This is a genomic window from Blastococcus goldschmidtiae, from assembly GCF_031845325.1.
Taxonomy (GTDB): domain Bacteria; phylum Actinomycetota; class Actinomycetes; order Mycobacteriales; family Geodermatophilaceae; genus Blastococcus; species Blastococcus goldschmidtiae.
The window spans coordinates 372429-384966 of record NZ_JAVREI010000002.1 but is presented as its reverse complement, the minus strand read 5'-3'; the positions used below and the strand labels follow the sequence as shown (position 1 = coordinate 384966).

15 protein-coding genes and 1 pseudogene are annotated in these 12538 nt (G+C 70.1%); 7 read left to right on the top strand and 9 right to left on the bottom strand.

Features of this window, described 5'->3' with window-relative positions:
• Positions 1–9: 9 nt before the first annotated feature.
• The 7 genes from RM425_RS06575 to RM425_RS06545 form a co-directional block, all read right to left on the bottom strand.
• Positions 10–597, bottom strand: coding sequence for a copper resistance CopC family protein (locus RM425_RS06575; RefSeq protein ID WP_311344380.1), 588 nt, complete (start codon positions 595–597; stop codon positions 10–12).
• 86 nt (positions 598–683) lie between these two features.
• Positions 684–1328: a class I SAM-dependent methyltransferase gene (locus RM425_RS06570; RefSeq protein ID WP_311344379.1), complete on the bottom strand. Its 645-nt coding sequence runs from the start codon at positions 1326–1328 to the stop codon at positions 684–686.
• A gap of 2 nt (positions 1329–1330) precedes the next feature.
• Positions 1331–2776: a sensor histidine kinase gene (locus RM425_RS06565; RefSeq protein WP_311344378.1), complete on the bottom strand. Its 1446-nt coding sequence runs from the start codon at positions 2774–2776 to the stop codon at positions 1331–1333.
• Positions 2769–3446 (bottom strand): response regulator transcription factor, encoded by a 678-nt coding sequence (locus tag RM425_RS06560; protein WP_311344377.1) that lies wholly within the window; start codon positions 3444–3446, stop codon positions 2769–2771. The genes RM425_RS06565 and RM425_RS06560 overlap by 8 nt, the downstream gene beginning before the upstream one ends.
• 57 nt (positions 3447–3503) lie before the next feature.
• Entirely contained in the window at positions 3504–4265 is a 762-nt protein-coding gene (locus RM425_RS06555; RefSeq protein WP_311344376.1) for a prolipoprotein diacylglyceryl transferase, read from the bottom strand.
• 160 nt (positions 4266–4425) lie between these two features.
• Positions 4426–4788 carry a hypothetical protein gene (locus tag RM425_RS06550; RefSeq protein WP_311344375.1) on the bottom strand — a complete coding sequence of 121 codons (363 nt, stop codon included), beginning with the start codon at positions 4786–4788 and terminating at the stop codon, positions 4426–4428.
• 173 nt (positions 4789–4961) lie between these two features.
• Complete coding sequence (locus tag RM425_RS06545; protein ID WP_311344374.1) at positions 4962–5189, bottom strand: hypothetical protein; 228 nt, start codon at positions 5187–5189, stop codon at positions 4962–4964.
• A gap of 233 nt (positions 5190–5422) precedes the next feature.
• On the opposite strand from RM425_RS06545, the gene RM425_RS06540 reads away from it, so the two are divergent.
• The 7 genes and pseudogenes from RM425_RS06540 (at position 5423) to RM425_RS06510 (ending at position 10966) form a co-directional block, all read left to right on the top strand.
• Entirely contained in the window at positions 5423–6361 is a 939-nt protein-coding gene (locus RM425_RS06540; RefSeq protein WP_311344373.1) for a cytochrome c biogenesis CcdA family protein, read from the top strand.
• Positions 6362–6363: 2 nt separating this feature from the next.
• Positions 6364–7065, top strand: a complete 702-nt coding sequence (locus RM425_RS06535) for a peroxiredoxin family protein (protein WP_311344372.1) — start codon at positions 6364–6366, stop codon at positions 7063–7065.
• On the top strand, positions 7062–7367 hold the full coding sequence (locus RM425_RS06530; protein ID WP_311344371.1) for a glutaredoxin family protein: 306 nt from the start codon (positions 7062–7064) through the stop codon (positions 7365–7367). The genes RM425_RS06535 and RM425_RS06530 overlap by 4 nt, the downstream gene beginning before the upstream one ends.
• A 136-nt stretch (positions 7368–7503) precedes the next feature.
• Positions 7504–8118 carry a TlpA family protein disulfide reductase gene (locus RM425_RS06525; protein ID WP_311344370.1) on the top strand — a complete coding sequence of 205 codons (615 nt, stop codon included), beginning with the start codon at positions 7504–7506 and terminating at the stop codon, positions 8116–8118.
• A complete protein-coding gene (locus tag RM425_RS06520) occupies positions 8115–8990 on the top strand; it encodes a cytochrome c biogenesis CcdA family protein (RefSeq protein WP_311344369.1) in 876 nt (291 codons plus the stop codon). The genes RM425_RS06525 and RM425_RS06520 overlap by 4 nt, the downstream gene beginning before the upstream one ends.
• A 118-nt stretch (positions 8991–9108) precedes the next feature.
• Positions 9109–10421: pseudogene (gene efeB, locus RM425_RS06515) on the top strand (iron uptake transporter deferrochelatase/peroxidase subunit).
• A 233-nt stretch (positions 10422–10654) separates the two neighbouring features.
• Positions 10655–10966 carry a plastocyanin/azurin family copper-binding protein gene (locus RM425_RS06510; RefSeq protein ID WP_311344368.1) on the top strand — a complete coding sequence of 104 codons (312 nt, stop codon included), beginning with the start codon at positions 10655–10657 and terminating at the stop codon, positions 10964–10966.
• A 72-nt stretch (positions 10967–11038) separates the two neighbouring features.
• On the opposite strand, the gene RM425_RS06505 is transcribed toward RM425_RS06510, so the two are convergent.
• Together RM425_RS06505 and RM425_RS06500 are read right to left on the bottom strand one after the other, a co-directional pair.
• The gene (locus RM425_RS06505; protein WP_311344367.1) at positions 11039–11773 is read right to left on the bottom strand and encodes a ZIP family metal transporter; all 735 of its coding nucleotides are present in this window, start codon (positions 11771–11773) and stop codon (positions 11039–11041) included.
• Complete coding sequence (locus RM425_RS06500; RefSeq protein WP_311344366.1) at positions 11770–12423, bottom strand: cation diffusion facilitator family transporter; 654 nt, start codon at positions 12421–12423, stop codon at positions 11770–11772. Before RM425_RS06500 ends, RM425_RS06505 begins: the two co-directional genes overlap by 4 nt.
• Between the last annotated feature and the right edge of the window lie 115 nt (positions 12424–12538).

Here is a 12538-nt window from a genome sequence, read left to right as displayed (position 1 = left end):
GGTTCTCGCTCAGCCACGAGGCCCTCGCCGGCGCAGGGCCAGCACGCCGAGACCGGCGACGACGGCCACCGAGACGCCGAGCATCCACCACAGCCCTGCACCGACGCCGCCGTCGGCTACGGCCACCTCCTCAGCGACGGTTTCGGTCACCGGCGGCTCCGGGGAGTCCGTCGGCGTGGCCCCGTCCGTCGACCCCGCCACCCCGGTCGACCCGGCGTCGGAGGATTCGGCCCCGGCGTAGCTGAAGGCGAGCTCCCCGGTCACCGGGTGCCCGTCCTGCGAGACGACACGGTAGGCAACCAGGTAGGACCCATTGCTGCCGAGCTCCACCGGCTGCTGCACCACGGCATCGGTCACGGTAGCGGGGCCGGTAGTGACGGAACGCCCGTCGGCGCCGCGGACCACGACCTCGGCCGAGCCAGCCCGGACCGCCTCGGTGAAGGTCAGGGTGATCTGCCGGGGCGGTGTGGTCAGCGTCTGCGCCTCGCTCGGCTCGGAGGTGGCGAGTTCAGCGTGCGCTGACGCGCTGCCGATTCCCAGTCCGAGGACGGTGAGGACGACGGCGGCCAGGGTTGCCAGGCGGAGCAAGAGCGACATGGTCCTGTCTCTTCGGTGCGAACGGGTGCTGTGAAGCGGTGTCAACGGGCCCAGGCGCGCCGGAGGCACAGGGCAATTGGAGTGGCTCACGGCTTGGTGCACGTCAGCCGCATGACGATGTCCAGCTTCGAGCGACGCAGGTGCTCGATCTCTAACCCGGCGGCCCGCACCGCTACCTCGGGCTCCCGCAGCAGGTGGTCGGCGGCCAGGCGCAGGAAGGCTGGTTCCAGCAAGCGCTGAATCCGCCGGATCGCCGGGAGCGGACTGGCGACGTGATCGAGCAGCACCAGGCGGCCGCCCGGCCGTAGCACCCGAGCCATCTCGGCGACTGCGGCTCGGTCGTCGGGGATGCTGCACAAGGTCAGGGTGGCGATCACCGAGTCGAAGCTGGAGTCGGAGAATGGCAGTCGCTGCGCGTCGCCCAGGCACAGGTCTGCTGGCCGAGCCAGCTGCGCGGCGCGCGCCTGAGCCCGGGCCAGCATGGCCGGACTCAGCTCGATGCCGGTCAGCTCCACCTCCGGAGGGAACAGCGGGAGATTCCGCCCGGTGCCCACGCCGACCTCGAGGACCCTCCCCTGGACCTGCCGGCAGGCCCACGACCGGCCGCCCCGGAACAGCAGCCACTCGGCGACCGTGATGACAGGGTCGTAGTGCGCGGCCTGCCGCTCGTAGACGGCGCGCACGCGCTCGGTCGTGGGCGGCGCCGCCTCCGCTCTTCTGCGTGGTGCCATGGTCACTCCTGGAGAAGCGGAGCCGTCGAGGACTCGGGCATCGGACCCCGGGCGACTGCGGACGGTGGACGTGCCGACGCGGCCGCGGAAGCTGGCGGCTCCGCGGCCGGGAACGTGATGGTGAAGCCGGCCCCTCCGTCAGGTGCGTTCATGGCGCTCACCCCTCCGCCATGCGCGCGGACGAGCGTGGCCACGACCGCCAGCCCGATCCCCGAGCCGTTGGCCCGTGCACCGCGTCCTCGGAAGTACCTGTCGAAGACCTGCGGAAGTTCCGCCTCCGGGATCCCCGGCCCGTCGTCGCTTACCTCGAGGCGCACTGCATCACCATGGGTGCCGGTGGTCACGGTCACTCGGCCGCCCACCGGAACGAACTTCACCGCGTTGCCGAGCAGGTTGGTCACCACCTGGGCGAGCCTGCCCCGGTCACCACAGACCGGCGCTGGGGTCAGTCGTAGGTCCAGCTGGAGACCACGCTCGGCGAAGCGGTGCTGGAAACCCGCAGCGACCGACCGCACGAGCTCGGCCAGATCGAGAGTGACGCGTTCCAGGGAGAAGGAGTTGTGGTCGTCGCGGGTGAGGGTCTCCAGGTCGGCGACGAGGCGCCCGAGCCGCAGGGTCTCCTCGTGCAGGGAGGAGACCAGAGCGGGCGTCAGGTCCAGGACGCCGTCCTGGACGGCTTCGAGCTGGCTACGCAGGATGGCCAGCGGGGTTCGCAGTTCATGGGCGACGTCCGCGGCGAACGACTGCCGGAGCGCCTCCTGCCGTTCGGCGGAGGCGGCCAGCTCGTTGAACGCCGTCGCCAGCTCGGCAACTTCATCGCGCCCGCTCACCATGGCCCGCCGGCCACGGTCACCGGTGCGCAGATCATCAGCTGCTGCGGTCAGCTCCGCGAGCGGGCGGGTGACCCGCCGAGCGAACACCAGGCCGAGGACCGAGGCGACCAGCGCTACGGCGAGTCCCCCGACGAACAGCAGCCGATTCACGGAGCTGCGAAGCTGCCGGTCAGCAAGCGGCACACTGCCCTCGGGGAGCGCGACCTGCAGGGTTCCCCGCGGCTGCCCGTCGACGGTGATCGGAACGGTGACCGGGTCGGCCAGTGGTCCCGCCGCCATCATCTCCCGATGCATCTGCGCCATCTCGCTGGTGGGGCTGCCTGCGGTCGGCCAGACCGTCTCCCCCGCCGCATCGACCAGGCGGACCTCGGCCCCGGCCATGGACACCGCCGGCCCGAGCTGGTCGAGACGCTCGGGGTCCCAGCCCTCCGCGGACACGTACGCACCGGTGACCGCGGCAGCGATCTGGTCCACCCGAGCCGACCGTTGTTGGTCGAGGTAGGACTCGAAGCGGCTGCTGAACGCCAGATTGACCAACAGGGCGGCCAGGAGGGCCGCGACGAGGGCGATCGCCGCGAAGCCCAGGCCCAGTCGCCGCGCCAGGGGGCTACTCATCGGCGATCGCCCCGAACTTGTAGCCGATCCCGGCGACCGTCAGGACGAAACTCGGACGCCGGGAATGGTCGCCGAGCTTCCGCCGCAGGTTCTTGACGTGGACGTCCACCGTGCGGTCGTACCCATCGAAGCCGTGGCCCTGCAGGCGACTGATCAGTTCGGCGCGCGTCCACGCCCGCCCGGGACGGGACGACAGGATCACGAGCAAGTCGAACTCCGTGCGGGTCAGCTCGATCGACTCACCGTCGAGGGACACCTCCCGGCTCTCCTGGTCGATGGCCAACCGGCCACTGGCGAAGGTCGGAACACGACCGGGCCGTCCGCCGCCGGCGCGGCGGAGGACGGCCCCGACTCGCGCGACGAGCTCTCGCGGGCTAAAGGGCTTGGTCACGTAGTCATCGGCGCCCAGACGCAGGCCCGCCACCCGATCTCCCTCGCTGGCCCGGGCGGTCAGCATCACCACGGGGACGTCGCTGGACCGGCGCAGCAGGCGGAGCAGCTCTTCACCCGGGATGTCGGGCAGCCCCAGGTCGAGCACCAGCAGATCGGGGCGGAGGCGTTCGGCCAGGCGCAGCGCGTCCAGACCGTTCTCAGCGAGGAGGACGTGGTAGCCCTCGCGCTCCAGGTAGGCACCGACGAGTTCGCGGATCTTCGCCTCGTCGTCGACCACGAGGACGGTTCCGCTGGCGCGGGAACCTGGCCCACCGCCGAAGTCTGGCTCCACTGCTCAGGCGGCCGCGGACGCGACCGGCTCACGCCCGGACCGGTCGCGCCTCCCGGTCGTCAGGAGGCCGACACCGACGGCAACGAGGACGAGCGACCAAAGCTGGGGCTGGGTCAGCCCGAGCAGAACCTCCTCGTTGAGGCGGATCTCCTCGACGAGGAACCGTGCGACTCCGCTGAGCACCGCGTACAGGCCGAAGACGTGCAGCGGTGCCCACCGGGTGCGCAGCACCCACAGCAGCCCGCCGACGGCCAGCGCGACGGCTGCTTCGTACAGCGCTGCGGGATGCACGGGAACCATGGTCGGCATCGTCCCGTCCGGGAAGGCCACTGCCCAGGGCAGATCGGACGGCTGCCCGTAGGAGCCGTCGCCGGAGAGGAAGCACCCGATGCGTCCGACGCCGTAGGCCAGGGACAAGGGCGCGGCCGCGATCCCCGCCAGCTGACCCAGCGGAAGCTCGTACCGGCGTGCCATGACCACAACGGTCAGTACACCGGCGATCAGGCCGCCGTACCAGGTGAACCCGGACGGTCCGAACGAATGCAGCGACAGGCTTCCGGCGTGCTCGGCGAGGTAGTACAGCTTGCCGCCGACGAATCCCATGACGGTCGCCGCGATGACGATCGACCAGGCGCGATCGGGATTCCATCCCAAGCGTCGGAACTCACGGGCCAGCAGGTACCCCGCCACCAGTGCGGCGGCGGCCTTGCTGACGCCATAGCTGTTGATCGGGAAACCGAAGACCTCGAACAGGACGGGCCGCACGGGTGTGCCTCTCTGTCAATGATGTCGCGACCGAGCGCTGGTGAGCTCGGCCGATGCGGTCGGTCTCGATCGCTCGGGACTCATCGGGGTTCCGCGAAGGCGTTCCTGGCGCTCGGAGTGCCAGGAGACTCCGGGAGGAACGCGCCCTCCGCTGGACGTGTCAGGGGGTAGCCGAGTCGCCGGCGTCGTCGGAGGACTCGCCGCCCATGCCGCCGCCCATGCCGCCGCCCATGCCGTCCATGTGACCGCGCATGTCCTCCATGCCCTCCATGGAGGGCATGGCCTCCATCATGGTTCGCATGTGGTCCCGCATCTGCTCCTGCATCTCCGGGTCGGACATCATGTCGGACATGGCGGCCATCATGCGGTCGTAGAAGGCCGGATCGTCCATCACCGACTCCATGTGGGAGTCCGCTGCACCGGTGTCCGAAGCGGCGTCGGCGTAGGCGAAGGCGGGAACCCCCACCACAGTGGCACCGGCGATGACACCGGTGGCGACGGCGATGATCGTGCGCTTGCTCATAAGACTCTTCCCCTCGGTAGGCGACAGGCCGCCGATGAGCGACCTGACTCCACAGTGCCCACCGGATGTGAAGAATCCGTGTGCCGGATGTGTGGTCGCGATGCGCTCACTGCAAGAGGTCGCGGCCCCGGCGTGTGCGCGTCCTGCGAATCCGCGCCGTATCGGCGCAGCTGTCAGAGAACCCAGCCCGCAGGCTTGGACTCGTCCCGGCGCTCGGCACGCAACTGGTCGATCTCGGCGCGCAGCTTGATGAGCTCGGCCTGCTTGTCGACGGTCGTCTCGGCGGGGCTCTCCGCGGCCGCAGGGGCGGACGGCCGCTGCATCTTCATCATCATCCACATCATCAGACCCATCCCCACGGGACAGGCCAGGAGCGCAAGCAGGTACAGCGACTCGGACATCGGATCCTTCGTTCGGGCGCCCCGGTGGCGCGACGACACCACTATCTCCTAAGGAGGTTAGTGGTGTCGACCCGACTCCTATTCGTCATAGTGGTCGAGCTGTCTCCTATGTGTCATAGTGGACGCCGCGGGAGCGGGAACGCGCCGCAGTCCCATCGTGCGGCCGTCTCCGGTAGCGCCTATCCGGCCACCAGTAGAGCCCGTGCTCCCATCCGAGTCAGCTGGAAGTGACGATGCAGGACCTTTTGCTGTCCACGACGGTGCTCGCCTCCTTCATCGGAGGCGTGCTCGCACTCCTCGCCCCGTGCTGCGTGTCGGTCATGCTCCCGGCCTACTTCGCCTCGAGCTTCCGACAGCGCTCGCGCCTGGTCCTCATGACCGTCGTCTTCGCCGCCGGGGTCGGAACGGTGATCCTGCCGATCGCCCTGGGCGCATCCTTCCTGAGCCGACTGCTCAACGAGCAGCACGCGATCATCTTCTCGATCGGTGGGGGCCTCATGGTGCTCGCCGGTCTGGCGATGCTCAACGGCTGGAAGTTCATGCTGCCCATGCCGTCCATGCGCACGGGCGGCGGTAGCGGCCTGCGCTCGGTGTACAGCCTGGGAGCCTTCTCCGGGGCAGCCAGCGCGTGCTGCGCCCCCGTCCTGGCCGGCGTCGCAGCAGTGTCCGGAGCGGTCGCGTCCTTCCCGGCGGCCCTGGCCGTCGGGATCGCCTACGTCTTCGGCATGGTGGCGCCGCTGACCGTGATCGCCCTGCTCTGGGATCGCCGGGACTGGGGCAAGACACGCCTGCTGGCCAGCCGAACGGTGACCCTCCGGGCCGGCCGGCTCCGCCGCACCGTTCTCCTCTCCACGCTGCTCTCCGCCGTGCTCATGATTCTGATGGGTGCGCTCACCATGGTCCTGGCCCTTGCCGGGCAGGGCATGGCGACCGGCGACTGGCAGATCCGTCTCACCGCGGCCCTCGGGCACGCCGCCGCCCAGGTCGAGGACGCGCTGTCGTTCGTCCCCGGCTGGCTCTCCGCTGCGCTCGTCTTCGGCGCACTGGCGATGATCATCTGGCGCGCATTCCGCAACCGGAGCTCGGACGTCGACCCCTCCCCTATCAGCCCGACCGACGGCGAGGACAGCGTCGTCGAACCGACCGAGACCGCACCGACCGGGAGATCATGACCATGAGTGGACGCAGCACGACCAAGAGCCCCACCGCAGGGTCCAGCACACAAGGCGCACGAGCCGTCGCCGCCGCCCGTCGTGACCAGCGCGGCGGCGGGGCCCGGATCTGGGTGGTTGCCGGGCTCGTGGCGATCCTGGTCATCGGCGGCCTCTACGCCGTCTACCAGAGCAGCACGAGCTCCGCAGGGGCGGCCGACCCCGAGCGCTACGACGTCGGATCACCCGGCCCCGGCGAGGAGGCTCCGGACTTCACCCTGCCGGGGACGGACGGACAGGACGTATCGCTCAGCGACTTCCGCGGGGAGAACGTGCTGCTGTACTTCCACGAGGGGCTGGGCTGTCAGGCCTGCTGGGACCAGATCCGCGACCTGGAGACGGCGGCCCCTCAGCTGGAGGAGGCCGGCGTGGACCGGCTGGTCAGCATCACCAACGCTCCCCAGGACCTGCTGGTCCAGAAGATGGACGACGACGGCCTGGAGTCCCTCGCACTGGCCGACCCCGACCTGGCCGTCATCGAGGCCTACGAGGCGAACAAGTACGGGATGATGGGCGATACCACGGCCGGGCACAGCTTCATCCTCGTCGACGGTGAGGGCGAGATCGTCTGGCGGGCCGACTACGGCGGGGCGCCGAACTACACGATGTACGTCCCCGTGGAAACCGTCCTCGTCGACCTCGAGGCCGCCGGGACCGACCGATGACCGTCGTCACGCTCCTCACCCAGACGTCCTGCTCCTTCTGCGAGCAGGCCAAGGAGACGCTGGCCCAGCTGAGCCAGGAACAAGACTTCGAGACCGAGGAGATCAGCCTCCAGACCGAGGAGGGTCGGGCGCTGGGGGAACGACACGGCGTCCTGTTCGCCCCCGGCATCCTGGTCGACGGCGAGTTCTTCTCCTTCGGCCGCCTCTCAGAGCGCAAGCTGAGGCGTGAGCTCCAGCGTCGCAACGATGTCTCCCACGACCACCGCGGCACGAGCTGGGGATGGAGACGGTCGGGCTCGTGAGGCGAGCGCATTCGGCCGGCGCCGAAAGGGGCCGGCCGGATGCGCTCTACCCCACACGGTGGACGACCGGGGCGCTACCGAGGAGCCTGTAACTTACTAGCGTGCTTAGTCGATCCCGCGAAGACTGGCGACCGCGGTGACCAGCTCAACTGGCTCCGACCGTGTGATCAACCGTCGCGTCCTCCTGATCGCCGCCGGCGCGCTGAGCTCGACCGCGCTACTCGGCTGTTCCACTCGGGCGACCAACGACGCGAGTGCCACCGGTGAGTTCGAGTTCCGGGAACCCACCCCGACGGCGACCGTGATCCCGGAAGAACGGCGTGCGCCGGCCCCTGCCTTCTCCGGGGAGCTGCTCGACGGCACCGGTTTCGAGTCCTCCTCCCTCGCCGGAGACGTCGCCGTCATCAACTTCTGGGGATCCTGGTGCGTGCCCTGCCGCGTCGAAACGCCGGAGTTCCAAGCCGTGCACGCCGACGTCGCTGACCGCGGCGTGGAGTTCCTCGGCATCGACGTCAAGGACCAGCGACAGATGGCCGTCGCCTTCGTCGAGCGGCTGGGGGTGGCCTACCCGTCGGTGTTCGATCCGCGCGGTGAGGTGGCGATGGCGTTCCGCGGGTTCCCGGCCAACGTGGTGCCCTCGACCATCCTGCTGGACCGCGCCGGTCGGGTGGCCGCCGTCTACACCGGCCAGGTCCGCGGTGAGGACCTGCGTGCCGCCGTAGAGCTGCTGCTCGCCGAGGACCGAGCGTGAGCGGGCTCGGGGCGACCTTCGCCGGCATCGTGACCGATGGCTCGCTGCTGGTGGCCATCGCGGTGGCCGCGCTGGTCGGGCTGATCAGCTTCGCCTCGCCCTGCTGCCTGCCGCTGATCCCCGGCTACGTGAGCTACATCGCCGGGCTCGCCGGCTCCCAGGCCACCGTCGACCGGCCCCGAGTTCCGCAGCCTGCTGGCGGTGGGCCAGCCGGCGCGACGTCGGCCGGCTGTGCTGCCGAGACCGACATCGCCCCCTCACCGCCGGCGGCCCCGGCCGCTGCCGGCCGCGGCCGAGTACTGGCCGGGTCCCTGCTGTTCATCGCCGGCTTCAGCGCCGTCTTCGTCTCCTTCGGCGCCCTCTTCGGCGGCCTGGGCAGGCTGCTGCTGGAGTGGTCGCCGGTGCTCACCCGGGTCGCCGGCGTCGTCGTGATCGCGATGGGGCTGTCCTTCCTCGGCGCGATTCCCTGGCTGATGCGCGAACGCCGTATCCACCGCCGGCCGCCGGCCGGCCTGGCCGGCGCCCCCGTCCTCGGCGTCGTGTTCGGCCTCGGGTGGACGCCCTGCCTGGGCCCGACGCTCGCCGCGGTGAACACGCTGGCCTACACCCAGGCCTCGGCCGGCCGCGGTGCCATCCTCGCCCTGGCCTACTGCCTCGGGCTCGGCGTCCCCTTCGTCCTGGTCGCCCTCGGCGCCCGCCGCGCCCTCACGTTCTCCGCCTTCGCCCGCCGTCACGCCCCGGCGGTGATGCGGATCGGCGGTGGCCTGATGATCCTGCTGGGGATCCTGCTGCTGACCGGCTGGTGGGACGCGCTCATGATCTGGCTGCGGGCCTGGCTGGGTGCCACTGGTCTGGGATCTTCCGCCTTGTGACCGAGAAGTCGCTTCTCCGGTGGGCAGGAATGGCGCGAGTCCCCACCAGTCTCCTAGCTGCCATAGTAGACTCTTTCTCAGCTGTCCCTGACGCACAGATCGGCCGAGCCTCGCGTCCATGAGTACGGATCCTGACTCCAGCGAACGCCACACTGCGCACCCCCGAGGCATGTCGCGCCGTCGGCTCCTGGGGCTCGCCGGCGGCGGGACGCTCGGCATCGTCGCTGCCGGAGCCACCGGTGGGGTGCTCGGACGGGCCACGGCCGGCACAGCTACCGCACCAGTTGCCCCGGGATCCGATGCTGCAGATGCCCTCCCCTTCACCGGCGGGCACCAGGCCGGAATCGTCACCCCGGCCCAGGACCGGCTGCACTTCGTCGCTCTCGACGTCACCACCGACAGCCGGGACGACCTGGTCGAGATGCTCCAGACCTGGACGGAGGCCGCCCGGCGGATGACCGCGGGGCAGGACGCCGGCCCGGTCGGGGCCGTCGACGGCGATGAGCACGCTGCCCCCGACGACACGGGAGAAGCGCTCGGGCTGCCGGCGTCGGGGCTGACGCTGACCATCGGGTTCGGCCCGACGCTGTTCACCACCACCGACGGCCGCGACCGGTTCGGCCTGGCGGCACGCAAGCCCGCCGCGCTGGTCGAGCTGTCGGAGTTCGCCGGGGACCGCATCGACCCGGCGATGAGTGCATCCAGGCCTGCGCCAACGACCCGCAGGTCGCGGTGCACGCCGTGCGCAACCTCGTGCGGCTGGGTGCCGGGGTGGTCGGTGTCCGCTGGTCGCAGCTCGGATTTCGCCGGACTTCCTCGACCAGTACCGAGCAGGCCACGCCGCGCAACCTGATGGGCTTCAAGGACGGCACGAACAACCTGAAGGCCGAGAACGGGCAAGCCCTCGACAGGTTCGTGTGGGTGGCTCCCGGTGACGGTGGGCCGGGAGCGGACTGGCTGGCCGGCGGCTCCTACCTGGTCACCCGACGCATCCGGATGCTGGTCGAGGACTGGGACGCCGTCCCCCTCGGGCGCCAGGAGGCCGCCATGGGACGGCGCAAGGGCAGCGGCGCGCCGCTGGGGCAGCGCGCCGAGTTCGACCCGGTGGACCTCACCCAGGTCGTCGACGGCAAGCCGGCCATCCCGGCCGATTCCCACGTCGCTCTGTCCAACCCGACGAACGCCGGGACTGCCATCCTCCGTCGTGGCTACAGCTTCGTCGACGGATCGGACGGATCCGGCCGGCTCGACGCCGGACTGTTCTTCATCGCGTACCAGCGCAACCCGGAGACGGGTTTCGTGCAGGTGCAGCGGAACTTGGCCGACGATGCCCTGAACCGGTTCATCGAGCACACATCCTCGGCGGTCTTCGCCTGTCCTCCGGGAGTCGAATCCGGTGACGACTGGTGGGGACGAGCACTGTTCACCTGACGTCGGCCCCATATCACCGCCCAATGAAGCGCGGTACAGCCGCCGCGACCGCATTGGCCTCTTGTGCTCCCCACCACGACAACCAGCGAGGACAACCAGTGGACAACAAGGCCCGACGCTCCGCACTCGTCGGACTCCTCGTGCTGACGTTGAGCGCCTGCGGCGCAGGCGACGGGACGAATGAGCAGGCAGCTTCCTCTCCGGTTCCTGCAGCCGTCCCGGGAGTTGTCGCGGTGGGCGCCGACGGCGTACAGGAGCTGACCATCCAGGTGAGCGACGACTACGTGTTCACCCCCGCGACGGTCACCGTGGCCCCCGGGCGGGTGCGCCTGACCGTGCAGAGCGTCGCCGACGAGCTGACGCACGGCTTCCGATTCACTCCCGGGGGCAACCCGCAGGACATCACCGAGGAGATCTCCGTCATCGGCCCCGGCCGCAGCGAGACGGTGGAGTTCGAGGTGGACGAAGCCGGCGACTACCTGTTCGACTGCTCTTTCCACATCGGCATGGGGCAGACCGGCGTCATGACCGTGGCAGCGGACTGACCCGACCGAGCCACCGCCGAATCGGCTGGGACACCTTCCCCGGCTGGCCGCAGCGCCATGGGCCCTTCTCGGTCACGCCCCCACGTAGACGGAGATGGCGCCGAAGATGGCGAATCCGGCGGTGAGGAAGATGGGCCCCAGCCGTGAAGTCTCACCTTCGTGCGCCTCTCCGATCATCTCCTCGACCACGACAGCGGTGAGCGCACCGCCGGTCAGCGCGAGCACCGACAGCGTGACGATCTCGGGGGCGTCCCGGAGGGCGAAGTAGCCGAGCGTGGCGCCGAGGAAGATCGGGACGGCGAAGCCTGCCGCGAGCAGCACCCGCCGACCGCGGCTGATGCCGGCCCTGCGCATCGTCGCGATGGCCGCGAAGCCCTCCGGGACATCGGCGGGGACCTGCCCGAGGGCGAGGAGAAGGCCCAGCGCCGGGTTGAGGACCGTGCCGGTGCCGATCATGACGCCGTCACTGAACAGGTCCAACGAGACGCCGGAGAAGATCCCCAGTGCGCTCCCCTGCTTCTCACCCCCGCCCATCCTCGCCTGGATGAAGCCGATGGCTCGGTCCAGACCGATGAAGGCAGCGCCTCCCCCCACGAACGCCAACAAGGGGACCCACGGGAGACTAGCTGCCAGTGCCTCGGGCATCAGCTCGAGGCCCACGACGGCGAGCACGATGCCGGCCGCGAGGTGCAGCGCGAGGCTGAGCGTGCGTTCGGAGACCCGGAACGTCTCGGCGAGCACTCCCCCGGCGAAGTTTCCGGCCGCGGGCAGGGCCGCGAGGCCGAGGACCAGCAGGTATCCGCTCACGTCTCGTCCTCGTCGTCCTCGACCAGCTCACCCTCCCAGGCTTCGCGGCCCTCGTGGACGGCGAAAGCTGCGATGACGAAGCCGGCCACCGGGTCGAGCCACGGCCATCCGACCACGGCGTAGAGGCCGAGGCCGAGCAGGGTGGAGATGCTCAGCAGCACGCAGATCCGGGTCTCGGCGGCGTCAGCCAGAATGAGCGGGTCCCGCAGGCGCTCGCCGACGTGGCGCTTGGCGCGAGCCAGGAGCGGCATGACGACGATGGAGGCGGCGAGCAGTACCAGGGCGACAACCGACGTGTTGGGCTCTTCGCCGCCCACGAGGCTGCGGATGCCCTCAAACGTCACGTAGGCGGCCAGCATGAAGAATGTGATGGCCACCGCCTTGAGGGTGCGGCGCTCCTTGGCCTCATCGGCCTCGCCATGGCGCAGGCGCGCAGCCAGGCGCAGGCCGACCAGTACCGCTGCCGCCGACTCGATACCCGAGTCGAATCCGAAGCCGATCATCGAAACGAGACCGGCGAGGATGCCGACGGTGACGGCGATGGCGCCCTCGACGACGTTGTAGGCGACGGTGAACTGTGCCAGGCGCAACCCTCGCCTGGTGAGCCGTTCGATCTGGACTGGGCTCAGCGTGGCATTCGTGTCGCTCACCGGAGCGGTCCTCCGTGATGCAGCCATGGCGATCGGAGGCATGACTGCGGCTGCGCCGAGGGCCATCGCCGTTCCGTGCTCGTTCCGGTGCCGGACGTGGCGCGTGCTCCGTGGT